The sequence below is a fragment of the Lysobacter sp. Root667 genome, from assembly GCF_001427715.1.
In the GTDB taxonomy this organism is placed as follows: domain Bacteria; phylum Pseudomonadota; class Gammaproteobacteria; order Xanthomonadales; family Xanthomonadaceae; genus Lysobacter.
In genome coordinates this window covers 47,351-71,302 of the sequence record NZ_LMHF01000001.1, presented here as the reverse complement: position 1 = coordinate 71,302, position 23,952 = coordinate 47,351, and the positions used below count along the sequence as shown (strand labels likewise).

At 69.6% G+C, this 23,952-nt stretch carries 22 protein-coding genes and 1 pseudogene; 14 read left to right on the top strand and 9 right to left on the bottom strand.

What is annotated here, in order from left to right; translation table 11 throughout:
• Window positions 1–34 precede the first annotated feature (34 nt).
• Both plsB and ASD78_RS00310 read left to right on the top strand, forming a co-directional pair.
• Complete coding sequence (gene plsB, locus ASD78_RS00315; RefSeq protein ID WP_235566407.1) at window positions 35–3,034, top strand: glycerol-3-phosphate 1-O-acyltransferase PlsB; 3,000 nt, start codon at window positions 35–37, stop codon at window positions 3,032–3,034.
• A gap of 303 nt (window positions 3,035–3,337) precedes the next feature.
• Window positions 3,338–4,606, top strand: a complete 1,269-nt coding sequence (locus ASD78_RS00310) for a hypothetical protein (RefSeq protein ID WP_056097683.1) — start codon at window positions 3,338–3,340, stop codon at window positions 4,604–4,606.
• Between the two features lie 102 nt (window positions 4,607–4,708).
• Here ASD78_RS00310 and ASD78_RS00305 read toward each other — a convergent pair whose 3' ends face one another.
• The 4 genes from ASD78_RS00305 to ASD78_RS00290 form a co-directional block, all read right to left on the bottom strand.
• On the bottom strand, window positions 4,709–5,323 hold the full coding sequence (locus tag ASD78_RS00305; RefSeq protein WP_056097682.1) for a hypothetical protein: 615 nt from the start codon (window positions 5,321–5,323) through the stop codon (window positions 4,709–4,711).
• Window positions 5,324–5,334: 11 nt separating this feature from the next.
• Window positions 5,335–5,967, bottom strand: coding sequence for a hypothetical protein (locus ASD78_RS00300; RefSeq protein ID WP_056097681.1), 633 nt, complete (start codon window positions 5,965–5,967; stop codon window positions 5,335–5,337).
• Window positions 5,964–6,578, bottom strand: a complete 615-nt coding sequence (locus ASD78_RS00295; RefSeq protein WP_056097680.1) for a hypothetical protein — start codon at window positions 6,576–6,578, stop codon at window positions 5,964–5,966. Before ASD78_RS00295 ends, ASD78_RS00300 begins: the two co-directional genes overlap by 4 nt.
• Window positions 6,579–6,704: 126 nt before the next feature.
• Window positions 6,705–6,914, bottom strand: a complete 210-nt coding sequence (locus ASD78_RS00290) for a YdcH family protein (RefSeq protein ID WP_055907361.1) — start codon at window positions 6,912–6,914, stop codon at window positions 6,705–6,707.
• Window positions 6,915–7,150: 236 nt separating this feature from the next.
• On the opposite strand from ASD78_RS00290, the gene ASD78_RS00285 reads away from it, so the two are divergent.
• The 5 genes from ASD78_RS00285 to ASD78_RS00265 all read left to right on the top strand — a co-directional run bounded on the left by ASD78_RS00285 (window position 7,151) and on the right by ASD78_RS00265 (window position 11,047).
• Window positions 7,151–7,465, top strand: a complete 315-nt coding sequence (locus ASD78_RS00285; RefSeq protein WP_056097679.1) for a hypothetical protein — start codon at window positions 7,151–7,153, stop codon at window positions 7,463–7,465.
• Between the two features lie 204 nt (window positions 7,466–7,669).
• On the top strand, window positions 7,670–8,587 hold the full coding sequence (gene ttcA, locus ASD78_RS00280) for a tRNA 2-thiocytidine(32) synthetase TtcA (RefSeq protein ID WP_055908463.1): 918 nt from the start codon (window positions 7,670–7,672) through the stop codon (window positions 8,585–8,587).
• 51 nt (window positions 8,588–8,638) lie between these two features.
• Window positions 8,639–9,544 (top strand): recombination-associated protein RdgC, encoded by a 906-nt coding sequence (locus ASD78_RS00275; RefSeq protein ID WP_055907354.1) that lies wholly within the window; start codon window positions 8,639–8,641, stop codon window positions 9,542–9,544.
• A gap of 308 nt (window positions 9,545–9,852) precedes the next feature.
• Window positions 9,853–10,650: a SprT family zinc-dependent metalloprotease gene (locus ASD78_RS00270; RefSeq protein WP_056097678.1), complete on the top strand. Its 798-nt coding sequence runs from the start codon at window positions 9,853–9,855 to the stop codon at window positions 10,648–10,650.
• A 133-nt stretch (window positions 10,651–10,783) separates the two neighbouring features.
• The gene (locus ASD78_RS00265) at window positions 10,784–11,047 is read left to right on the top strand and encodes a hypothetical protein (RefSeq protein WP_156087502.1); all 264 of its coding nucleotides are present in this window, start codon (window positions 10,784–10,786) and stop codon (window positions 11,045–11,047) included.
• A 35-nt stretch (window positions 11,048–11,082) separates the two neighbouring features.
• Here ASD78_RS00265 and ASD78_RS00260 read toward each other — a convergent pair whose 3' ends face one another.
• Window positions 11,083–11,991 carry an alpha/beta hydrolase gene (locus tag ASD78_RS00260; RefSeq protein ID WP_056097676.1) on the bottom strand — a complete coding sequence of 303 codons (909 nt, stop codon included), beginning with the start codon at window positions 11,989–11,991 and terminating at the stop codon, window positions 11,083–11,085.
• A complete protein-coding gene (gene hemH / locus ASD78_RS00255; protein ID WP_082575351.1) occupies window positions 11,988–13,013 on the bottom strand; it encodes a ferrochelatase in 1,026 nt (341 codons plus the stop codon). The genes ASD78_RS00260 and hemH overlap by 4 nt, the downstream gene beginning before the upstream one ends.
• 165 nt (window positions 13,014–13,178) lie before the next feature.
• Here hemH and ASD78_RS00250 point away from each other — a divergent pair, with 165 nt between their 5' ends.
• The 5 genes and pseudogenes from ASD78_RS00250 to ASD78_RS00230 all read left to right on the top strand — a co-directional run bounded on the left by ASD78_RS00250 (window position 13,179) and on the right by ASD78_RS00230 (window position 17,044).
• Window positions 13,179–14,027, top strand: coding sequence for a lipid-binding SYLF domain-containing protein (locus ASD78_RS00250; protein ID WP_055907343.1), 849 nt, complete (start codon window positions 13,179–13,181; stop codon window positions 14,025–14,027).
• 95 nt (window positions 14,028–14,122) lie between these two features.
• Entirely contained in the window at window positions 14,123–14,347 is a 225-nt protein-coding gene (tatA, locus tag ASD78_RS00245) for a Sec-independent protein translocase subunit TatA (protein WP_055907340.1), read from the top strand.
• Between the two features lie 40 nt (window positions 14,348–14,387).
• Window positions 14,388–14,624 (top strand): annotated as a pseudogene (gene tatB, locus ASD78_RS21755) (Sec-independent protein translocase protein TatB); the annotation flags it as partial.
• Between the two features lie 136 nt (window positions 14,625–14,760).
• Window positions 14,761–15,537, top strand: coding sequence for a twin-arginine translocase subunit TatC (gene tatC / locus ASD78_RS00235; protein ID WP_056097672.1), 777 nt, complete (start codon window positions 14,761–14,763; stop codon window positions 15,535–15,537).
• A gap of 295 nt (window positions 15,538–15,832) precedes the next feature.
• Entirely contained in the window at window positions 15,833–17,044 is a 1,212-nt protein-coding gene (locus ASD78_RS00230; protein WP_055907333.1) for an MFS transporter, read from the top strand.
• A gap of 70 nt (window positions 17,045–17,114) precedes the next feature.
• Here ASD78_RS00230 and ASD78_RS00225 read toward each other — a convergent pair whose 3' ends face one another.
• The 3 genes from ASD78_RS00225 to ASD78_RS00215 form a co-directional block, all read right to left on the bottom strand.
• Window positions 17,115–18,041 carry a hypothetical protein gene (locus ASD78_RS00225; RefSeq protein WP_055907330.1) on the bottom strand — a complete coding sequence of 309 codons (927 nt, stop codon included), beginning with the start codon at window positions 18,039–18,041 and terminating at the stop codon, window positions 17,115–17,117.
• Window positions 18,042–18,114: 73 nt separating this feature from the next.
• Entirely contained in the window at window positions 18,115–18,846 is a 732-nt protein-coding gene (locus tag ASD78_RS00220; protein ID WP_055907327.1) for a glutamine amidotransferase, read from the bottom strand.
• Entirely contained in the window at window positions 18,843–20,660 is a 1,818-nt protein-coding gene (locus ASD78_RS00215; RefSeq protein ID WP_056097670.1) for a GspE/PulE family protein, read from the bottom strand. Before ASD78_RS00215 ends, ASD78_RS00220 begins: the two co-directional genes overlap by 4 nt.
• 103 nt (window positions 20,661–20,763) lie before the next feature.
• Here ASD78_RS00215 and glyQ point away from each other — a divergent pair, with 103 nt between their 5' ends.
• Window positions 20,764–21,678, top strand: a complete 915-nt coding sequence (glyQ, locus tag ASD78_RS00210) for a glycine--tRNA ligase subunit alpha (protein WP_056097668.1) — start codon at window positions 20,764–20,766, stop codon at window positions 21,676–21,678.
• Complete coding sequence (gene glyS / locus ASD78_RS00205) at window positions 21,678–23,858, top strand: glycine--tRNA ligase subunit beta (protein ID WP_056097666.1); 2,181 nt, start codon at window positions 21,678–21,680, stop codon at window positions 23,856–23,858. The genes glyQ and glyS overlap by 1 nt, the downstream gene beginning before the upstream one ends.
• Window positions 23,859–23,952 lie beyond the last annotated feature (94 nt).

Below are 23,952 nucleotides of genomic sequence, written 5' to 3'. Positions count from 1 at the left end.
AGCAGTCCCAATCCGAATGGGCATAATGGCGCCGATGCCGAAACAAACGCCCCTGCCCTTCCCCAACGCCGCGCCGGCCCGCCCGGACGACGCCACGCTCAGCGCGACCACCGAAGGCGAGCCCGCGGCCCAGGCCGCCGCGCCCGATCCCGCGCCCTCCGCAGCCTCGACCGCCGCATCGGCCGAAACCTCGCATAACGCAGAAGCCGACATGTTCGGCGCAGAAACCAACGCGTTAACGGACGAAGCCGTGCAGAATCAGAATCCAGCCGCGCCGCCCGCGGACCCGGCAGGTCCGCAGGACTCCCCGGCCGCAAACGATCGCGCCGGCGCGGGTACCGCCGATCCCAGCGCGGCCCATGAAGCCGTCGCGACCGGGACGCTGGCCGACGCCGAACCCGAACCCGAACACGACCCGTCCCAGCCCGAGCTGCCGATCCCGCCGCCCGCTTCGACCTCGACCGAGGCGCGTCCGCTGCCGCCGGCGCGCCGCCCCTGGTGGGCCAAGCTGCTCGGCCGCCTGATGGCGCCGTGGGTGCAGCTGACGATCGAGCCCAAGTCGCCGTCCGAACACGTCGCCGAGGAATGGAACGGCCGCCCGGTCTGCTACGTGCTCGAGGACTACGGCCTGTCCAACGCCCTGATCCTGGAGCGCGCCTGTCGCGAGACCGGCCTGCCCTCGCCCTTGCAGCCGCTGCCCGGCGACCCGCTCGGCCGCAAGCGCGCCTACGTCGCGCTGTCGCGCCGCAACGCCGGCGGCACCCTGGTGCCGCTGCAGGCGCTGGGCGAATCGCTGGCCGGCACCGCGCCGCAGCCGCCGCCGGCCAAGACCCACTCCGGCTCGCTGGCGCGCCTGCTCGACGCCCACCGCGCCGATCCGGAACTGGACGTGCAGCTGGTGCCGGTGTCGATCTTCGTCGGCCGCGCGCCCGACCGCAGCACCGGCTGGTTCTCGGTCCTGTTCTCGGAAAACTGGACCCTGGTCGGCCGCTTCCGCCGCCTGCTCGCGATCCTGCTCAACGGCCGCCACACCCTGGTGCGGTTCTCGCCGCCGGTGTCGCTGCGCGGCATCGTCGCCGAAGGCCTGCCCGCCGAACGCACGGTGCGCAAGCTCTCGCGCGTGCTGCGCACCCACTTCCGCCGCATCCGCGCCGCGGTCATCGGCCCGGATCTGTCGACCCGGCGCCTGCTGGTCGATCAGGTGCTCGCCTCCGAATCAGTCAAGGACGCGATCGCCGACCAGGCGCGCCGCGACAACGGCTCGCCGGTCGACGCCTGGAAGAAGGCGCACGCGATCGCCTACGAAATCGCCGCCGACTATTCGCACCCGGTGGTGCGCTCGGCCAGCTTCCTGCTCACGCCGGTATGGAACCGCATCTACCGCGGCGTGCTGGTCCATCACCTGGACAAGCTCAAACAGGAAGCGCCCGGCTTCGAAGTGGTCTACGTGCCCTGCCATCGCAGTCACATGGACTACCTGCTGCTGAGCTACCTGCTCTACACCAAGGGCATCGTGCCGCCGCACATCGCCGCCGGCGCCAACCTCAATCTGCCGGTGGTCGGCACCATCCTGCGCAAGGGCGGCGCGTTCTTCCTGCGCCGCAGCATCCGCGGCAGCGCGCTGTACTCGGCGGTGTTCTCCGAATACGTCGCGCAGCTGGTCGCGGGCGGCTATTCGATCGAGTACTTCATCGAAGGCGGACGCTCGCGCACCGGCCGGCTGCTGCCGCCCAAGGGCGGCATGATCGTGATGACCGTGCGCGGCTTCCTGCGCCAGCCCACGCGGCCGGTGCTGTTCCAGCCGGTCTACATCGGCTACGAGAAGCTGATGGAAGGCAACAGCTACCTCGACGAGCTGTCCGGCAAGCCCAAGGAAAAGGAATCGATCTGGTCGCTGCTGTGGGGCATCCCCAAGGTGCTGCGCTCCAACTACGGCCAGGTGGTGGTGAACTTCGGCGAACCGATCCGGCTCAACGACGTGCTGGCCGAGCACGCGCCGGAATGGGACGGTCGCCCGGTCGGCGAAGACGACAAGCCGCAGTGGCTGTCCGACACCGTCGCGGTGCTGGCCGAACGCATCCAGGTCAACGTCAACCGCGCCGCCGACGTCAATCCGATCAACCTGCTCGCGCTGGCCCTGCTGTCCACGCCCAAGCACGCCATGGGCGAGGCCGATCTTCTGGCCCAGATCGCGTTGTCCAAGACCCTGTTGGCCGAACTGCCGTACTCCGACCGCGTCACCGTCACCCCGCACACGCCGCAGGAAATCGTCGCCCACGGCGAAGAGATCAACGTGCTCGAACGCATCGCCCACCCGCTCGGCGACGTGCTCGGCGTGGACGGCGAGGACAAGGCGGTGTTGCTGAGCTACTTCCGCAACAACGTGCTGCACCTGTTCACCGGCGCGTCGTGGATCGCCTGCTGCTTCCAGCACAACCGCCGCATGAGCCTGGCCGGCGTGCTGCGCCTGGGCCGCAGCGTGTATCCGTTCCTGCAGGCCGAACTGTTCCTGCCCTGGAGCGAGGACGAATTCGCCCAGCGCCTGACGCTCACCGTCGAAGTGTTCATCCGCGAAGGCCTGCTCGAACGCGTCAGCGAGGACGACGGCGGCATTCTGGCGCGCAACGCCGGCCAGACCGACGAAGTGTTCCGCCTGCGCGCGATCGGCCACTCGCTGCAGCAGGCCTTCGAGCGCTACTACATCGCGATTTCGGTGCTGGTGAAGAACGGCGCGGGCACGCTGTCGGCCGGCGAACTGGAAAGCCAATGCCAGCTCGCCGCTCAGCGCCTGTCGCTGCTGTACGCACCGGCCGCGCCGGAGTTCTTCGACAAGACCCTGTTCCGCGGCTTCATCCAGAAGCTGCGCGAACTCAAGCTGGTCTGGCCCGACAGCAACGGCAAGCTCGCCTTCGACGCCCGCCTGGACGCCTGGGCCAAGGACGCCAAGGTCATCCTGGGGCGCGAACTGCGCCACACGATCGAGAAGATCAGCCCGGAACTGGCCAAGCCCGCGGCCGAACCGGCGGCGGAGTGATCCACGGCGGCGCCGGAGTTCCGGCGTCGCCGCCGCAAGCGCTCGACTAGGCCCAGATCCGAATCTGCGCAGCACCGGCACCGGCGGGGCAGATCGTCTTTGCGCATACACAAAGCCCAGGCCAACGCCGGAACATCAGGACCCTCACGAGCAGGCGACCGTCGCGCATGATGGCGCGCGTCGCCGACAAGATGCCCGGGTGACAGTGCCTACGTTGCACTTTGCGGCAGCCGTGTAGCCCACTGTGGGCACTCTAACGGTGCCTCTTGCTAGGATGCGACCTCGCCCGCAAGGAAGCATCCGATGAGCGTTCGAGCCGCCAGCCCGGCACCCGCGGCACCCGCCCGCGCCGCCGCGCAACATGCCTGGCTGGAGATTCCGCTGCTGGCCGCGCGTCTGTTGTGGCGGCATTGGCCGGCGCTGACGTTTTGGTTCTTCGCCCAGCGCGTCTGCTACGACCTGCTGATGGATCTGGCGGTCAAGCTCGGCGAACGTTCGCTGCTGCTGTCCTTCGCCGCGCTGTCGTTGCTGATCGTGACCCAGCTGGCCGGAACCATCTTCATGTTCCAGTCGCTGCGGCTGTCGCTGCCGGTGCTCGCGCAAGGGGCTATCACGCCGGACACGAAAGCGGTGCGCAAACAGTGGATCACCGCGCTGGCGATCGCGCTGCTGCCGTTCTTCGCCTACTACGTCGGCTGGGGCCTGCTGGAAGGCCTGCGGCGCTACTTCGTCACCGCGTACATCTTCGGGGTGTGGGAGCGCGAGGATCTGCGCCACGTGCTCACTCTCAAGGGCCTGTGGGTCGCTCTGGCGATCGCCTGGGCGGTACGCTGGTTCAGTCGTCGCCGCGCGGCGGCCACCGGGCACGCCTCGTGGAACGTGCTGGCCACAGTATGCGAGGCGTACTGGGTATTCGTCGGTGTGGCCGCGATCGGCCAGGCGCTGCAGGCCGGCAAGGAGTGGTGGCACGAACGCGCTGTGTACGCGGCGGTGGCGGAGTGGTGGCAAAGCCCGGCCGCGCTGTTCCAGATGCTGGCGCCGATCAAGCGCGCGCTGGCGCCGCTGTGGGATTTCCTTGCCACCGCGACCGGCGCGGTGGCGCTGCCGCTGATCTGGCTGGCGATCACCGCGATCGTGTATGGCATCGACCTGCGCAAGGCCCAGCGCCTGGACGATGCCGACGCGCCGCTGGACCGCGCGGTCGCTCGATTCAAGGCCATGCATTTCACTTTGCGCATGCTCGCCGACAAGGCAAGCGCGGGTTGGACCAGCAAAGGCGTGCCGGTGATCAACAGCCTGCGCCTGGTGCTGCGCGCGGGCACGCCGGCGCTGCTGACGCTGTGCGTGTGCTGGCAGTTGCTGGCGTATCTGGACTCGTGGTCGTGGCACTGGATGCAGCAGCTGGTCGGCCCCAAGGACCCGGCCTGGCAGAAGGTGGAAGGACAGATCTACGCCGTGTTCCTGAACACGCCGCTGTCGTTCCGCAGTTCGTTGCTGACCGATGTATTGCGCGTGGTGTTGTTGGCGGCGACGTTCGACCGCGCTGTCGCGCGCTTGCCGCGCGCGGACTGAGCCGATCGCCTGCGCGGCTTGCGCGGGCACCGGCAGCCGGCCGCTGCGCTGAAACCGGGTGAAATCGAAGGCCGCGGGCAGCGCGCCGGCGCGGCCCGGACCTCACAACCCGAATTCGAGATATTGCCCTTCGGCTTTCTGCGAGTTCTTCAGCTCGATGCGCGCGCGCAACTCGTCCGGGCGCAGCCCGCGCGGCAGCACGAACGCGTGCCGGAACGCGAACGGCCGCGTGGGCAAGGCCTGCACCCGTTGGAACGCCGCGTCGTAGCCGCTGCCGCAGGTCTCCGGCAAGCGCGGCCCGGACAGACGCGGCAACGCCGCGCCGCCGGCCTCCCAGCGCCGTCCGCGCGCGTCGACGATCGCGCCGCGGCATAGGTCGAGGTCGCTGGCCTTGGTGCCTTCGTCGGCTATCACTTCGTAGCTCAGCAGCAAGACTTCGGCATCCTTGCGCAGCCGTCCGCGCAAGCGCGCATCGCCCGCGAGCATCGACTCGGCAGCGACCAGCCTCCAGCGCGCGCCGGCGAAGGCGGTCCAGTCGCCCTTGGCCGCACTTACTGCAATGCTGGGATTGCGCTCACGGTATTGCTGCAGCGCATCGCGGTACGGCAGCCACAGTGCCAGCGCGCCGAATACTGCAGTGCCGGCGAGCCAGCCGGCATTGCGCCGCCACCAGCCGGTCGACGGCGCGGGCACCGCGGCGTCTTCGTTCGTCGTCATCGGTGCGGCGCTCACAGTCGCAGGTCCAGGACCGGTTTGGCGTCGGCGAGCAGCTTGCGCGCGGCGGCCTTGTCCAGGCGCAGATCGACGTCGACCAGGCTGTCGCCGCCCACCGGCAAAAGGCTGCCCCAATACAATTGCAGGTGCGCGCCTTCGAGTTGGTCGGGCGGCAGCTCGAAGAACCACGCGCCGCTCTCGGGCAAGCCCGGAGCCAGCTCGCGCTCGCTGAGGTTGAAGCCGTCGAGCTTGGGCCGTTCCTTGTTGGAGGCAACGTAGACCAATCCGTCGCGGGTGCGGATCTGCGCGCTCAGATAACCCGGCCGCTGCAGCGCCTCGACCTTGGCCAGCACCGACAGCCATACGCCGGGGCTGCGCAGCGTGCGGTCCTCGGGCCGCGCGAAGTCGCCCTTGAGCAGATAGGCCCGGGCGACCTTGAGGCGGCCGACCTCCACCGCGAAGTTGCGCCCGACCGCGCGCGCGGCCGGCGCAGATTGCAGCAGGGGCGCATCGCGCTGTTCGTAATCGGACTGGCCCGTGCGCAGCGCGACCACTGCGACCAGCGCCAGTGCGATCCACAGCAGGTCGCGCCAACGCCAGCGCGGCAGGCGCCAGCGCGTCGCAGCGGCGGACGGAGGCGCGCTCACGGCGCCACCAGCCGGTCGCGCAGGTCTTGCACGGGCAGATCGAGCTTGGCCAGCGGATCGCCCTGCAGCCAGGCGCCTTCGTCGTTGAGATAGGCCTTGGCCTTGTAGTCGCGCGCGAACAGGCCGAAGGTCTGGCGCGGCGCGTAGACGTAAGCCGGCGGCAGCTTCCAGATCAGGTCCACGCGTTGGCTAAGGCGCGGATGCAGGTCGGCGACCACGCCGTGGTCATCGGCCATGAGCAGATTGTCGGCTTGCACCGGCTCGCGCTGGGCCGATACCAGGATGAGATCCTGGCGCGGGTAGCCGAAGCCGCTGTAGCTGCGCCCGGTGAGGTTCTCGATGTCGGCTTGCAGAACCAGGTAAAGCTGATTCGGTTCCATCCGCCCGCCCGGGCGGTAATGCGCCACCCAGGCGCGCACCGGCGTCACCGCCATCGCCCCGCTCTGCACGCGTTGGCCGGCTGAGTACTGCGCCAGCGGCTTGGTCTTATCCTTCGCCGGCTTGAATCCGCCCAATGCGAAGGTCGCCACCAGCGCCAGCGCTGCGACGATGGCGGCAGCCCGCCACCACGGGTTGCGCGCCGCGCCGATGAGTTCGTCCTTGTTCGCCATTCGGTGACCCGCTACGAGTGCGCGCACCGTAGCACAGGGGCTAAGGCCGGCAGCAGCCACGCACGTCACCAAACGCGCATGAGGCGGCGCGCGCTACGGCGATGACGGTGTTGCCGCGACCGGCGCTCAGGCCGGCTCGTCGGGGATCAGCGCGCTTTCCAGGCGCGCGATGCAATCCTTCAGCCACAGCTTGCGTTTCTTCAGACGCTTGACTGTGAGTTCGTCGGCATCGGTGTCCTGGGCCAGACGGTCGATGGCCGCATCCAGGTCGCGATGCTCCAACCGTAGTTCGGCCAGCTTGCGTGCTATTTCGGCGGGGTCGTCGCTCTCGCTCATGCGTCGAGCTTAACGCGCGGCGATGGCGTCGCCATAACTCCAGACGGCGCCGCCTGACGCGCAGCGATCGACGCGCGGCAGCGCGGGCCCGCCGCCTGCCGCGTCGCGCCGCGGTCGGGCAGCCGGCCCGGCCGACTGTCGGTCGCCTGAATAGTAAAAATTTCGTTAATATTTAGTTAGAGAATCGTTTGCATATCCTGGCGCCGCGGATAAGCCGCACACCAAGGAGAGGTCTGATGAATCGCTTCGTTCTGACTGCCGCTTTCGTGTTGATCGCATGCGCCTCGCAGCAGGCCATGGCCAAGAACATCATCATCGCGGGCGAAAGAGGCACCAAATGGTGCTGTCCGGATGGCGTGAAAAGCGACAAATGCCAGCAATTCCCTTCCGGCGTTCCGCTCAAGAAGGAGTGCCGCCTCAATATTGCGGTCGCGCCCGATACGAACCTCAACCCGGGTCAGACGCCCACGGACGGCCACCGCGAGATGACGCTGAAGCCGGTGGCCGAGGACAGCCCGGCCCCGGTTCGCGGCAAGGATGCCCCCAAGTAGTGCCCCACAGGTAGAAGCAGGCTCGCGCCGACCGCCCCGGAGAACGGGCGGCGGCTTTCGGCGGACCTCGGCTTTCCGCCACGGCGGCGCGGTGCACCGCGCCGTTCGTTTCAGCGCCGTTTGCGGCGCGCACGGATCAGTGATCCGCCGCGCCCGGCCCCGGATCGCAGCCGCGCCGGCCCAGCCCGTAGAATGGTCGGTCTGATGAGCACCGTCCTGCCCCTAGCCGAACCCCAGCGCCACGTCCGCGCCGAGCAGCGCCGCGCCCACGAACAGCAGCGCCTGGCCAAGCGCCTGCGCCACCAGGTCGGCCGCGCGATCGCCGACTTCGGCATGATCGAAGAAGGCGACAAGGTCATGGTCTGCCTGTCCGGCGGCAAGGACAGCTACACCCTGCTCGACATCCTGCTGCAGCTGCAGAAGAAGGCGCCGGTCAAGTTCGAACTGGTCGCGGTCAACCTGGACCAGAAGCAGCCCGACTTCCCCGAGCACGTGCTGCCGGCCTACCTGGAATCGGTCGGCGTGCCGTACAAGATCCTCGAGCAGGACACGTACTCGGTGGTGACCCGGGTCGTGCCCGAGGGCAAGACCATGTGCTCGCTGTGCTCGCGCCTGCGGCGCGGCGCGCTGTACACCTACGCCGAGCAGCAAGGCTTCACCAAGATCGCGCTGGGCCACCACCGCGACGATCTCGTCGCGACCTTCTTCCTCAACCTGTTCTTCCACGCCAAGCTCAGCGGCATGCCGCCCAAGCTGCTGTCCGACGACGGCAAGCACGTGGTGATCCGGCCGCTGGCCTACGTGCGCGAGGACGACATCGCCCAGTACGCCGCGCAGCGCGAGTTCCCGATCATTCCCTGCAACCTGTGCGGCTCGCAGGAAAACCTGCAACGCAAGCAGGTCAAGAAGATGATGGACGCCTGGGAGCGCGACACCCCGGGCCGGATCGAAACCATCTCGCGGGCCCTGGGCGACATCCGCCCCTCGCAGCTGTCGGATCCCAAGTTGTTCGATTTCCTCGCCCTGGGCCATGCTGGCCCCTCGCCCCTGCCGGACACGCATGCGTGGCTGGCGGGAGAGCCGCACGAACGGGAAGACGAGGCGGAGTCGCCGGCCATGTAAGCCCGGCCGCGATTCCGCTGCGCCCCCCTTCATCACTTTTTCGGGATTTCGATGTTCTTCCGCAACCTGACGCTGTTCCGCTTCCCGACCACCACCAAACTCGACGAACTCGACACCGGCCTGGAGGAGTGCAAGCTCAAGCCGGTCGGCCCGCTGGAGCTGTCCTCGCGCGGTTTCATCTCGCCGTTCGGGCGCGATGCCGAAGCCATGTCGCACCGCATCCAGGACGCGATCTGGCTCAGCGTCGGCGGCGAAGACCGGCTGCTGCCGGGCTCGGTGGTCAACGACATGCTGGCCAAGAAGCTGGCCGAGATCGAACAGAAGGAAGGCCGCAAGCCGGGCAGCCGCACCCGCAAGCGGCTCAAGGACGAGCTGATCGTCGACCTGCTGCCGCGCGCCTTCATCAAGCCCAGCCGCACCGACGCCCTGCTCGACCTGGAGCACGGCATCGTCGTGGTCGACACCTCCAGCCGCAAGAGCGGCGAGAACGTGGTCAGCGAGATCCGCCGCGCGCTGGGCAGCTTCCCGGCGCTGCCGCTGAACGCCGAAGTCGCACCGCGCTCGATCCTGACCGGCTGGCTCGCCGGCGAACCGCTGCCCGAGGGGCTGACCCTGGGCGACGAATGCGAGCTGCGCGACCCGATGGAACAGGGCGCGGTGGTCAAGTGCCAGCGCATGGAGCTGCAGGGCGACGAGATCAACAAGCACCTGGAAACCGGCAAGCAGGTCACCCGCCTGGCGCTGAACCTGGACGACCACGTGTCGTTCGTGCTCGGCGAGGACTTGGTGATCCGCAAGTTCAAGCTGCTCGACGGCGCCGTCGACAGCCTGGAGAACACCGAGCGCGACGACCTGCGCGCCGAACTCGACGCGCGCTTCGCGCTGATGAGCGGCGAGGTCAAGCGCCTGTTCAACGTGCTGGAGCCGGCGCTGAAGTTGAGCAAGGCCGAGGCTTGAAGCTCTGAGCCCTTCGCTCCTGCCGTAGCCGCCGGGGTGAGGGGCCGTGCTTGCGAGCCGTCGGCTCGCGCTGCACCGGACGCCCGACCGCTGTGCGGTCAGGCCGGGGTGCGGCTTGGGGTGAGGGTTCGGCGCGAGCGCCAGTCTCTACGAGCCGCCTTCGTCCAAGGGAGAAGGAGAATCGGAACCTTCTGCGCCGCAGGCATCAGCTCAGCGCACATCCAAGCCCGCGTTGAAGCGCTCACCGCACCTCGCCCCGCAACCGTCATCCCCGCGCGCTATCCTCTGCGCATGGCGGAACCCCACCCATGACCAGCCTGCTGCGCCTGCTGACCGGCCAGTCGCGTCCGGTCGCGCGCGGGGTCGAACGCGAGACGGTCACGATCGTGCTCGACGACGGGCGCGCGGTCGAATTGCTGCGCGTGCGCGATCCGCGCGCGCGCCGGCTCAAGCTCAGCGTCGACGAACGCGGCGCGCGCCTGACCCTGCCGGTGCGCGCCAGCGACCGCGCCGGCGAGCGCTTCGTGCGCGAGCACGGCGACTGGCTGGCCGCGCAGCTCGCCAGCACCCGCAGCGAACACGCGGCGTTGCAGCCGCACGTGGACGGGCAGCTGCCGCTGCGCGGCGAATCGCGGCCGCTGCGCTGGAGCGTCGGCCGCTACCTGCGCATCGCCGAGGACGCCGACGGCGCGATCGCCATCGTCGCCCCCGAAGCGGTCGCGCCGGCTGCGCTGCGGCGCGCGCTGCGCGATTTCTACGAGGCCCAGGCCCGCGCCGACATCGGTCGCTGGCTGCCGAAATACCTGCACGGCCTGCCGCGCGCGCCCGCGCGCATCCGCCTGCGCGTGATGTCTTCGCAATGGGGCTCGCTGTCGCCCGACGGCGCGCTGTCGCTGGACCTGGCCCTGGTGCTGGCGCCGCCGGCCGCGTTCGAATACGTGCTGGTGCACGAGCTGTGCCATCTGATCCACGCCGACCATTCGCGCGCGTTCTGGCGCGAGGTCGAAGCGCGCAGCCCGCGCTGGCGCGACCAGCGCGAGTATTTCCGCAACGAAGGGCGGCCGTTGAAGGCAGCGCTCAACGCCCTGTGCGGCAAGACGAGCTGAGCGCCGACGTCGACCGCCGCAGGCACTCGCGCTGGCGCGGCGATATCGAGACCGGCCTGGACGCAACCGTCGCGCGTTGCGCCGCGCTCAGCGCGGCCCCCACCATGCGGCCAGTTCCGCGGTGGTCGCCTCGATGACGCTCAAACGCATCGCCCTGGTTCTGTTCGCCGTCGCCCTAATCGGCGCGGGCGCCGCTACATTCTGGTGGGTCCGCTTCGACGGCGGCGGCTATTGCTACGACGTGACTCCCGCGGTGCGCTGGCGCGGCGCGATCTACACCGGCGAATGCGACAGCGAAACCGGCTGTCATTTCATCAAGCTCGACGACAACGGCCTGCGCGAGTACCTCGGCCTGGCACCGATCCGCTGCCCGGATGGAAAGCCGCCGACACCGTAGGCAGGCGCTTGGCTATCTCGTCGTGCGCTCGGCCCTTACAGCGGCCGGGTCAGGAAGTCGCCGATCGCGGCCATGACCGCATCGGGGTCTTCCATGTGCAGGTGATGGCCGCCGGGCACCGCCGCGCTTTCGCCGTGGCGCAGCAGCGCGATGCGCGCATTGCGCAGTTCGGTGTTGAAGTACCGGAATGCGGGCTCGACGTAGATCACCCGGGTCGGGCATTGGATGGAGGCGATCAGGTCGCGCACCTGCGCCTCGGTCATGCGCACCGCCGTGGCCAGGGTCAGGCGCGGGTCGCTGCGCCAGATGTAGCCGCCGGCCGCGTCGTCGGCGTAGCGGCCGGCGGGCACCGGGGCGATGCCGCGCTCGACCAGCAACCGCGCCACGGGCTCGCTCAGGCCGTTGGCCTGCATGCGCGCGCGCACCGCGGTGGCGATGTCGCCGAACACGCGCAGTTGCTTGCCGGACAAGGCGGCCTGATGGGCGAAGGCGTCGCGCAAGCGCGACGCGGTGCGCTCTTCGGCCTCGGACAAGCCGCCCAGGGCCTCGATCAGCTGCAGGCGCTCGATCCGCTGCGGCGCCGCGGCGGCCATCAGGCTGGCGGTGGCGCCGCCCATCGAATGGCCGAGCAGGGCGAAGCGGTCCCAGCCCAGCGCATCGGCGACCGCGAACGCGGCGCGCGCGGCGGCCACCAGGGTGTACTCGGCGGACGGCGGCAAATGCGCGCTGACCCCGTGACCCGGCAGGTCCGGTGCGACCAGGTCGAAACCGGCCAGATGCGGCGCCAGCGGCACGAAGCTCGCCGCATTGTCCAGCCAGCCATGCAGCGCCAGCAGGCGCGGCGCGCCGTGGACGTTGTTGCGCAGGCCGCCGAGGCGGCCGAACGGGGTGTCGACCGCGAACTCGCGCAAGGCCGCGGCGGCGCGCTGGCCGTCGCCGCTCATGCCCAGGCCTCCAGTTCGCGGCGCGCGATCGACGCCAGCACCGCCGCATGCTCGGGGCTGTCGTTGAGGCAGGGGATGTAGCGCAGCTCGCCGCCGCGCGCGGCGAAATCCTCGGCCAGCATCATCGCCACCTCTTCCAGCGTTTCCAGGCAGTCGACCGCGAACCCGGGCGCGACCACGTCGACCCGGCGCAGGCCGCGCGCGGCCAGGGCTTGCAGCGTGGCAGTAGTCGCCGGCTCCAGCCAGCGTTCGCGGCCGAAGCGCGACTGGTAGCTCAGGGTCCAGGCCTCGTCGGCCAGGCCCAGCGCCCGCGCGATCGCGCGCGCGCCGGCCTCGCAGTGCTGCGGATAGGGATCGCCGTCGTCGGCCAGGCGCTGCGGCAGGCCGTGGAACGAGAACAGCAGGTGCTCGCCGGCGCCGTTCGCCTCGCGATGGGCGCGGATCGAGTTCGCCACCGCCGCCACCCAGCCCGGATCGCGGTGGTAGTCCTCGACCATGCGCGTGGTCGGGCCTTCGCCGCGCGCGATCACATCGGCCACCGAGGCCGTGGTCGAGGTCGAGTATTGCGGGTACAGCGGCAGCACCAGCAGCCTGCGCACGCCGTCGGCGCGCAGCTGTCGCAGGGTGCCGCGCAGCGAGGGCGTGCCGTAGCGCATCGCATCGAGCACCCGCACCTGCGGCAGTTCGCGCTGCACTGCGCGCGCCAGGCGCCGCGTGTACACGGCCAGCGGCGAGCCGCCGTCCTCGCCGGGCATCCAGATGCTGGCGTACTTGTGCGCGACCCGCGACGAGCGCAGCGGCAGGATCGCGAAGTGCAGCAACGGGCACCACAGCCAGCGGGTCAGGCTGACCACGCGGCGGTCGTGCAGGAATTCGGACAGATAGCGGCGCACCGCGGGCGCGGTCGGGGCCTCGGGCGTACCGAGGTTGACCAGCACCACAGCGGTGTCGCGCGCGGCTGCGGCGCTGGAACCGTCGTCGGGAACGGAGGTATCGGGGTCGATGCTGGCGTCGGCGGGCATGCCTATAGGATGACAGCACCGACGCGGCCGGGCAGCATGCGCGGTCGCGGCGCGATGCCGTCGCGGTTCCGTGGCGATTCATCGCCGCGTTACTAGCCTGAACCACGGCGCGCCTTCGCGGTCATACGCATGCGCGCCATCCCCCGTCTTCGCCGGAGTCCGTCCATGTCCCGTCCGTCGCGTCTCGCCCTCCTCGTGCTCAGCCTGAGCTTCGCCGCGTCCGCCGTCGCCGGCCCCGACGAGGACGCCCGCGCCCGCAACGCGGTGCGCGTGCTCAGCGACATCCAGCAGATTCCCGAGTCGGCGATTCCGGACAAGCTGTTCGACGAGGCGCGCGCGATCGTGGTCGTGCCCGACACGCTCAAGGTCGGCCTGGTGCTGGGCGGCCGCCGCGGCCACGGCCTGGTGTCGGTCAAGAATCCCGACGGCACCTGGTCCAACCCAAGCTTCGTCAAGCTCACCGGCGGCAGCATCGGCTTCCAGGCCGGCGTGCAGTCCTCCGACATCGTGCTGGTGTTCCGCGGCGAGCGCGGCCTGGATTCGATCGTCAACGGCAAGATCACCCTGGGCGCCGATGCCGGCGTCGCCGCCGGCCCGGTCGGCCGCAGCGCCGCGGCCGCCACCGACGGCCAGCTCAAGGCCGAAATCTGGTCCTGGTCGCGCGCGCGCGGCCTGTTCGCGGGCGTGGCCCTGGACGGCGCGGTGCTGCAGATCGACGACCAGGCCAACCAGGTCGTCTACGGCAACGGCACCACCCCGCGCATGATCTTCGAAGGCCGTTCGGCGCAGGCGCCGTCGGAAGCCGTGGTCGATTTCCGCGATCGCCTGGAAGAAGCCAGCGCGATCGCCCGCACGAACCGCCAGGAAGAGCCGCGCCCGGCCACCGGCGCGACCGTCTACCCCTCCAACCCGACGCCCGCCGCGGCCCCCGTCCAGCCGGCTCCGGTCCAGCCGGCCGCGCCCACCGAGCCGGCCGACGAGCCCAGCCAGACCAAGGTCGAACCGCTGCCCTGAGCCCGGCGCCCATTCATGCGCAGACATGCCTGCGGTCACGGGTCCCGTAACAAGGCTTGCGGTATCCTGAGCACCCAACTTCGGCGGAATCACACATGGGCGGTTTGAGTCTTTGGCACTGGCTGATCGTGCTGGTGATCGTGGTGCTGGTGTTCGGCACCAAGCGCCTGAAGAACGTGGGCCAGGACCTCGGCGAAGCGGTGAAGGGTTTCAAGAAGGGCGTGCAGGACGAAGACAAGCCGGCCGCACAGCTCCCCGACGAAACCCGGCGCGAAGACGCCAACGCGCAGACGCGCAACGACGAACAAACCCCGCGCTGATACCCGTTAGCGTCCCCCCCGACGTTTCCGGCGCGCGGTCATGTTCGACATCGGCTTCTCCGAAATCTTCGTCATCGCGGTCGTGGCCCTGCTCGTGCTCGGCCCCGAACGCCTCCCCAAGGCCGCGCGCTTCGCCGGCCTGTGGGTGCGGCGCGCGCGCGCGCAGTGGTATTCGGTGAAATCCGAACTCGAGAACGAACTGGCCGACGAGGAATTGCGCCGCAGCCTGCGCCAGACCCAGGCCGACCTGCGCGAAGCCCAGGAAAGCCTGCGCAACCAGATCCACGACAGCCGCGACACCGTGCAGCGCGAGCTGCGCGACGCCGAGCGCAGCGTCGAAGCGCTGAATCCCGGCCCGGCCGCCGAGCCCACGGCGCTGCCCGCCGACGCCCCTACCGACACGAAGCCCGACGATGAGCGACGCTGATCCCCGCGCCGCGTCGTCGGCCGAAGACGAAGCCGGCCCCGAGCCGCGCCTGCTTGATCACCTGATCGAACTGCGCGCGCGCCTGCTGCGCGCCGTGGTCGGCCTGATGATCGTGTTCCTGGCGCTGATGCCGTTCGCCTCGGAGATCTTCTCGCTGCTGGCCGGCCCGCTGCTGGGCAAGCTGCCGGAATCGGGCAAGCTGATCGCCGCCGATCCGGCCGGCGGCTTCTTCGTCCCGGTCAAACTGGCGTTCTTCACCGCGCTGTTCCTGACCGTGCCCTGGCTGCTCTACCAGGCCTGGGCCTTCGTCGCGCCCGGGCTGTACAAGCGCGAGAAGCGTCTGGCCCTGCCCTTGCTGGCCTCGGCGGTGACGCTGTTCTACGCCGGCTGCGCGTTCGCCTACTTCCTGGTGCTGCCGGCGGTGTTCGGCTTCCTGGTCAGGTTCACTCCGTCGGTGGTGGCGATGACGCCGGACATCGGCAAGTACCTGGATTTCGTGCTGGTGATCTTCCTCGCCTTCGGCGCCAGCTTCGAGCTGCCGGTGGCGCTGGTGATCCTGGTCCTGCTCGGCTGGGTCACGCCGAAGCAGTTGAAGGAAGGCCGCGGCTACGCGGTGGTCGGCATCTTCATCATCGCCGCGGTGATCACCCCGCCGGACGTGGTCTCGCAGCTGATGCTGGCGATCCCGATGTGCGTGCTGTACGAGCTGGGCATCGTCGCTGCGGGCTGGGTCACGCCGCGCGAGCCGGAAGCGGCGGGCTGATCGGGCTTGCGGCGCCGGTCCTGGGATCGGTCGTCGCGGTGTCGGGTCGCGGCTTACGCCGCTCCTACCCGAAGCTTGGCCGCCTACGCAGGACGCGCCGCTCTCACAAAGGGCCTGGGCATCGACGCGCCCGACCCAGTCGCCAGATTCGGCAAACATCGCCTCGCGGGCCGTGCATTCCCAGCCCGCGCGCAGCACCGAACCCCGCTCACGGGACGCAGCGATGCATCCGCGCCGCTGACGTATTTGCTGCGACGCAGCAATAATACCCGGCCTCCCCTCCGCGGACCCCACCATGGCCGATTCCGGCATCCCGATGTCGCCGACCCTGTCCCGGCGCCAGGTCGCGTTGATCCTGTTCGCGCTGGCGATGGGCGGCTTCGCCATCGGCACCAGCGAGTTCGTGGTGATGGGCCTGATGCCCGATATCGCGCGCGGCCTGTCGGTGACCGAACCGCAGGTCGGCCACGTGATCAGCGCCTACGCGCTGGGCGTGGTGGTCGGCGCGCCGCTGCTGGCGATCCTGGGTGCGCGCCTGCGCCGGCGCACGCTGCTGCTGGCGCTGATGGCCTTCTACGCGCTGGGCAACATCGCCAGCGCGCTCGCGCCCAACTACCCGACCATGCTGCTGTTCCGCTTCATCGCCGGATTGCCGCACGGCGCCTACTTCGGCGTCGCGGCGCTGGTGGCGGCGGCGATCAGTCCGCCCGAGCAGCGCGGCGTCGCGGTCAGCCGGCCGCTGCTGGGCCTGGCGATCGCGCTGCTGATCGGCAATCCGTTCGCGACCTGGCTGGGCCAGGTGCTGGATTGGCGCTACGCCTTCGGCCTGGTCACCGTGATCGCGGCCATGACCGTGGCGATGGTTGCGCGCACCCTGCCGCCGGACCCGGCCGAGCCGCGCCAGGACCCTATCCGCGAACTGCGCGACTTCAACCGCGCGCCGGTGTGGCTGACCCTGGGCATCGGCGCGATCGGCTTCGCCGGCATGTTCTGCGTGTTCGGTTATCTGGCGCCGACCCTGATCCACGTCACCGGCGTGCCCGAGTCCTGGACTCCGTTCGCGCTGGTCGCGTTCGGCGTCGGCGGCATCCTCGGCAACCTCGCCGGCGGCTGGCTGTTCGACCGCCTGCAGTTCCGCGCCGCCGCCGCGGTGCTGCTGTGGTCGACCCTGCTGCTGCTCGTGTTCCCGCTGGCCGCGCAATCGGTGTGGGCGGTGCTGCCGGCGGTGATCGCGGTCGGCACCATGGGCGCGCTGGCGCCGGTGCTGCAGGCGCATCTGATGGACGTGGCGGCCGACGCGCAAACCTTGGCGGCCGCCTCCAACCACTCCGCCTTCAACGCCGCCAACGCGCTGGGCCCGTGGCTGGGCGGCATGGCGATCACGGCCGGCTACGGATGGACCTCGACCGGTTACATCGGCGCCGCGACCGCGGTCGCAGGCCTGCTGATCTATCTGTGGGCGCGCCGCGATCTGCGCCGCGGCGCGGCCCTGGAAGCGGCGGCCTGATCGGAGGTCTCGGCCCTCGCCGCGCGAACGCCGCGCGGCCCGGCCATCGCCGGGCCGAAATGTTCGGAACTCAGGCCTCGATGTGGCCGTTTCCGGCCGGCGGCGGCACCGGCGCGTCTTCGTCGCCGAAGGTGTCGCGCCAGGCCAGGTAGCTGCCGCCGACCAATACCACCAGCACCGCGGCACCGAAGGCCGCATACAGCACCAGCGACAACAGGGCGCCCAGCAGCGGGTGAACCACGCTACCGATCAGGGCCGCCAGCAGCCCGAGCACGCCGACGATCAGCGCGGCCAGCAGCATGCTCGCCATGAACAGGCCGCCGGCCAGCAGATTGGCGCCGACGTTGGACACCGAAGCGCGCAGGCTGGCCTTGACCGCGTCGACCAGGCCGGCGCGGGAGAACAGGATCAAGGGAATGCAAAGCAGGAGCAGGGTGTAGGTGAAGTAGTTGAAGACCAGCTGCACCGCCATCATCAGGCCCGGATGGTTCGGCTGCGGCATCACCGGGGTACCGCCGGTCATCACCGTGCGCATCGCGGTCATGTAGTCGGTCCAGTAGTCGTCGCCGGCCAGCAGCACCACCAACAGGATGCTCAACGCGGCCAGGACGATCTGGATCACGCCCAGCAAGGCCAGCGGGCCGGCCTTGCGCAGACGGAACGGCGCGAACAGATCGCGCGCGCGCACAGGACGGCCGGCCTCGGCCTCGCGGATCACGTGCATCAGGCCGCCGAGCAGGATCGGCAGCACGAACACCAGCATCAGGAACAGCGGCGCCATCGCGGTCAGCACCCGCGTGGGGTCCGGCGACGCCGCGGCGCCTTCGCGCATGCTCGCGGCGAACGGCAGCACGAACAGCAAGGTGAGCGTGTACAGCGTGGCGATGAACAGCAGCGCCGCGCCGAACACGGCGCGCGGATTGCGCGCGCCGATATTGACCGCCTGCACCAGCCATTGAACGCCCTGGCTGAGCGGCACCTTGCGAATCTGGATCATTCCGATCTGTTCCCCGGCCCTGTGGCCTGTAGTGAGCGCATGCGTACCGAACCGCGGTCCTTCCGTCGCCGCCTCAGCGTCCGTGCAGGCCGCGCGCGTGGTGGACGAACCGGCGCAGCACGCGCCGCGCGTGCGGCGTGGCGGCGATGTTGCCGGCGATCGTCTTCGGGCAGTGGCCCTCGCGCTGCAGCGCGACCTTGCGCGCCTGCACGTAGCCACGCATGTGGGTGGCGCTGAATTCGGGGTGGAACTGCACGCCCCAGGCGCGATCGCCCCAGCGGAACGCATGGCAGGCGTCGTGCGGCGAGCGCGCCAGCACGGTCGCGCCGTCGGGTGCGCGCAGCACGGTCTGCAGGTGCGTGGCCTGGGCTTCGAAGCGTTCCGGCAGGCCGCCGAACAGAGGATCGTCGCCGGCCTGCGGATGCAGCTCCAGGCCGATGGTGCCCATCTCGCGGCCCTGCGGATGATCGCCGACCTCGCCGCCCAGCGCGTGCGCGAGCAGCTGGTGACCGTAGCAGATGCCGAACAGCGGCATGCCGGCGTGGGCGGCGTCGCGCAGCCAGGCCGCGCTGCGTTCGCTCCAGTCGGCGCGGTCGGTGACCATGGCGCCGGAACCGGTGACGATGGTGCCGGCGAAACCTTCGCGCGTGCTCGGCAGCGGCTCGCCGGCCTCGACGTTGACGGTCACCGCCTCGTCGCGCTCCAGGCCCGCGGCGACGCGGATCCAATGCGGAAAGCCGCGGTGGCGGCGCATCGTGGCGACCGGTTGGCCGGTCTCGAGGATCAAGAAAGGGGCGCTGTTCATTCCTGCGGGGGCAATACCGATACGACTTCGGGGATTGTAGTCAATCCCAGCGCCACCTTTTCGGCCGCGGCCACCCGCAGCGAACGCACGCCCTCGGCCGTGGCGGCGCGGTTGAACGCAGCCAGGTCCAGATCCGGCCGGATCAGCCGCCGCAGGCCCGGGGTGATCGGCAGCAGCTCGTACAGGCCGACCCGGCCCAGGTAGCCGGTGCGGCGGCATTCCAGGCAGCCGACCGGGGCGTGGGCGCCGACGCCCGACGGCGGGGTCTGGCCGACGCCGAGCAGGGCCTGCCACTCGGCTTCGCCCAAGGGGCTGGGCCGCTTGCAGTGCGGGCACAGGGTCCGCACCAGGCGCTGCGCGAGCACGCCGTTGAGCGTGGACGCGACCAGGTAATGCGGCACGCCCAGGTCGAGCAGGCGCGTGATCGCCGAAGCGGCGTCGTTGGTGTGCAAGGTCGACAGCACCAGATGGCCGGTCAGCGCGGCCTGCACCGCCATCTGCGCGGTTTCCAGGTCGCGGATCTCGCCGATCATGATGATGTCGGGGTCCTGGCGCAGCAGGGTGCGCACGCCGCTGGCGAAATCCAGGTCGATCGAGGGCTGCACCTGCATCTGGTTGAACTCGGGCGCGATCATTTCGATCGGGTCCTCGACGCTGCAGACGTTCACGTCCGGCGTCGCCAGCTGTTTGAGCGTGGAGTACAGCGTGGTGGTCTTGCCCGACCCGGTCGGACCGGTCACCAGCACGATCCCGTGCGGACGCTGCACCAGGTCGTTCCAGCCCGCCGACTCCTGCGCGCTGAAGCCGAGCTGGTCGATCGTCTTCAGCGCCGTGTCCGGGTCGAACAGCCGCGCCACGCACTTCTCGCCGAACGCCGTCGGCATGGTCGACAAGCGCATCTCGACCTCGCGCCCGCCCGGCGAGCGGGTCTTGATGCGGCCGTCCTGCGGGCGCCGGCGTTCGGCCAGGTCCATGCGGCCCAGCACCTTGATCCGGCTGACCACCGCGTTCATCACCGGCGGCGGCATCTCGAACACCTTGTGCATCACGCCGTCGATGCGGAACCGCACCCGGCCGATGTCGCGGCGCGGCTCCAGGTGGATGTCGGACGCGCGTTGCTCGTTGGCGTACTGCAGCAGCCAGTCGACGATGTGGACGATGTGATGGTCGTCGGCGCCGACTTCGCCGACCCGGCCCAGTTCGACCAGCTGTTCGAAGCTGGGCATGCCGGTGCCCTGCTCGCGATTGCCGTCGCGGGCGCCGCGCACCGAGCGCGTCACGCCGAAGAACTCCATGGTGTAGCGGTGCAGGTCGAGCGGATTGACCACCGCCAGCTCGATCTCGCGCCGGGTCAGGTGGCGCACGTCGGGCAGCCAGTCCAGGTCGTTGGGTTCGCTGGTCGCGATCAGCACGCGCTCGGCGTTCACCGCCAGCGGCAGGATGCGGTGCCGGCGCGCATAGGCGTGCGAGACCACCGCGGTCGCCGCGGGCACGTCGACGCGGGTCGGGTCGATGCGCAGGTAGCGCAGGCCGCTGACCTGGGCCAGCCACTCGCTCAGCCGCTCCAGGCCCAGATCGGTGCCCGGGGTCTGGCCGGAGGCGAACTTGAGGTTGGCGATCAGCACCAGCGGGTGGACGTCGCTGGAATGGCGGGCGCCGGTGGGCAGCTGCACGCGCTTGACGTCCTCGGGGCCGATCAGGCCGTCCTCGGCCAGGGCCGCGGCCACGTGATCCAGGGTCAGGCGGCCCGGCGGCAGACGCGGCGCGCCGCGACCGGATGCGGCCGTGGATGCGGGACCTTGCCGATATTCCACCGGGTACAGCTCCTGCCTGCTCAGACACCGTGGGGGCGGCCGCTATACTAGCGCGCCCCGTTCACGGCACTCTTTGAACATGTCTGCGAATTCGCCAGCGATAGTGACGGACGCACCCACGTTCCAGCAGCTCATCCAGCGCCTGAACGCCTATTGGGCCGATCAGGGCTGCGTGCTGATCCAGCCGCTCGACCTGGAAGTCGGCGCCGGCACCTTCCACCCGGCGACCTTCTTGCGCGCGCTGGGTCCGGAGCCGTGGAACGCCGCCTACGTGCAGCCCTGCCGCCGCCCCACCGACGGCCGCTACGGCGAAAACCCCAATCGCCTGCAGCGCTACTACCAGTACCAGGTCGCGATGAAGCCCAGCCCCGACAACATCGTCGAGCTGTACTTCGATTCGCTCAAGGCGCTGGGCGTGGATCCGCTGGTGCACGACCTGCGCCTGGTCGAGGACAACTGGGAATCGCCGACGCTCGGCGCCTGGGGCCTGGGCTGGGAGGTCTGGCTCAACGGCATGGAAGTGACCCAGTTCACTTATTTCCAGCAGGCCGGCGGCCTGGAGTGCCGGCCGGTGCTCGGCGAGATCACCTACGGCCTCGAGCGCCTGTGCATGTACCTGCAGAACGTCGACAACGTGTTCGACCTGGTCTGGACCTACGGTCCGGATGGCACGCCGGTGACCTACCGCGATGTCTACCACCAGAACGAAGTCGAACAGAGCGCCTACAACTTCGAGCACGCCGACGTGGCCGAACTGTTCCACCGCTTCGACGCCTGCGAGGCCGAAGCGCTGAAGCTGATCGAACTCGGCCTGCCGCTGCCGGCCTACGACCAGGTCTGCAAGGCCAGCCATTCCTTCAACCTGCTCGACGCCCGCCGCGCGATCAGCGTGACCGAGCGCCAGCGCTACATCCTGCGCGTGCGCCGCATCGCCCAGGGCGTCGCCGAGGCGTACCACGCGCAGCGCGAGAAGCTCGGCTTCCCGGGCCTGAAGCGCGACAAGCAGGAGGCCGCGTGATGTCCCAGCAGACCCACATGCAGCCGCTGCTGATCGAACTGGGCACCGAAGAACTGCCGGTCAAGGCCCTGCCCGGCCTAGCCCAGGCCTTCTTCGACGGCGTGATCGACGGCCTGGCCAAGCGCGGCATCGCCTACGACCGCGACGGCGCCAAGCCGCTGTACACGCCGCGCCGCCTGGCCGTATTGCTCAAGGGCGTCGCCACCGAGCAGCCGGAGCAGAAGTCCGAAGTGCTCGGCCCCTACCTCAACATCGCGCTCGACGCCGACGGCCAGCCGACCAAGGCCCTGCAGGGCTTCGCCGCCAAGGCCGGCATCGATTGGACGCAGTTGGAGAAGACCAGCGACGCCAAGGGCGAACGCTTCGTCCACCGCGCGGTCAAGCCCGGCGCGCAGACCCGCGAGCTGCTGCAGGACGTGATCCGCGACGCGCTCGCCGCCATGCCGATTCCCAAGCCGATGCGCTGGGGCGACCACGACTACGGTTTTGCCCGGCCCGTGCATTGGCTGGTGGTGCTGCTGGGCAAGGACGTGGTCGACGCCGAGATCCTCGGCGTGCGCAGCGACCGCATGAGCCGCGGCCACCGTTTCATGCACGACAAGTCGGTGTGGTTCAGCACGCCGGACGATTACGTGGAATTCCTGCGTGGCGCCAAAGTGCTGGTCGATCCGGACGAGCGCCGCGAGCGCATCGTCCAGGAAGTGACCGCCGCCGCCAGCGCGGACGGCGGCAGCGCGCGCATCGACGCCGGCATCCTGGAAGAGGTCAACGGCCTGACCGAATGGCCCAAGGCGATCGCCTGCAGCTTCGAGGCCGCGTTCCTGGCCGTGCCGCAGGAAGCGCTGATCGCGACCATGGAAGCGAACCAGAAGTTCTTCCCGGTGCTGGACGCCAGCGGCAAGCTCAGCGAGCGCTTCATCGGCATCGCCAACATCGAAAGCCGCGACGAGTCGGAAGTGCGCAAGGGCTACGAGCGGGTGATCCGCCCGCGCTTCGCCGACGCCAAGTTCTTCTTCGTCGAGGACATGAAGCAGGGTCTGGCCTCGATGAACGAGGGCCTGAAGACGGTCAAATACCAGGACAAGCTGGGCACGATCGCCGACAAGGTCGCGCGCGTTGCCGCGCTGGCCGAAGCGGTGGCGCAAGCCGCGGGCGTCGACCCGCAGCTCGCGCGGCGCGCGGCGGAACTGTCCAAGGCCGATCTGCAATCGCGTCTGGTCAACGAATTCCCGGAATTGCAGGGCATCGCCGGCCGCTACTACGCCGCGGTCGAGAACCAGCCGCTGGAACTGGCCGCCGCGCTCGACGAAGCCTACATGCCGCGCTACGCCGGCGACGCGATTGCGCCGTCCAAGCTGGGCCAGGTGCTGGCGATCGCCGAGCGTCTGGACACGCTGGCCGGCGGTTTCGCCGCGGGCCTCAAGCCGACCGGCAACAAGGATGCGTTCGCGCTGCGACGCAACGCATTGGGACTCGCTCGAACGATGATCGAGACGGGGCTTGATCTCAACCTGAGAAGCTTGTTGAACACCGCTCTGGATCAGGTGAGCTTCGCGAAGACGCTGAAAGCCACCGACGATCGCCGAAAGGCCGCCGACGGCGCCGCAAACGCAGGCGTGGAAGCGAGTAAGCCGGCGCCGGTCGTGGGCGGTACCTCGCTTGCTGAAATTGACGAGCTGCAGGATTTCATCCTCGACCGTCTGCGCAGCTACTACGCCGACCAGAACGTGCCGACGCAGCAATTCAATTCCGTCGCGGAACTGAAGACGGCCTCCCTGCTCGACTTCGACCGCCGCCTCAAAGCCATCGCCGAATTCGCCCTGCTGCCCGAAGCCGAGGCTCTGGCCGCGGCCAACAAGCGCATCCGCAACATCCTCAAGAAGGTCGAAGGCGAGCTGCCGACCGCGATCGATCCGGCGCTGTTCGCCGAGAACGCCGAACGCGAGCTGGCCGAGGTCGTGGATGCCGCGGTCGCCGATACCGATCCGCTGCTGGCGCAGCGCGATTACGTCGCCGTGCTCGGCCGCTTGGCGCGGTTGCGGCCGCAGGTCGATGCGTTCTTCGACGGCGTGATGGTCAACGTCGACGACGCGGCCGTGCGCAACAACCGCCTGGCCCTGCTCAAGCGCTTGTCGGACAGGTTGGGCAGCGTCGCGGCGATCGAGCATTTGTCGATCTGACAGGCGCCGCTGAAAAAGCGCCCCCTTTTCACAAAAGGGGGGAAGCCGGCCACCGGCGCTGCTCGGCCCCTTTCGCAAAGGGGAAACCGGCCGC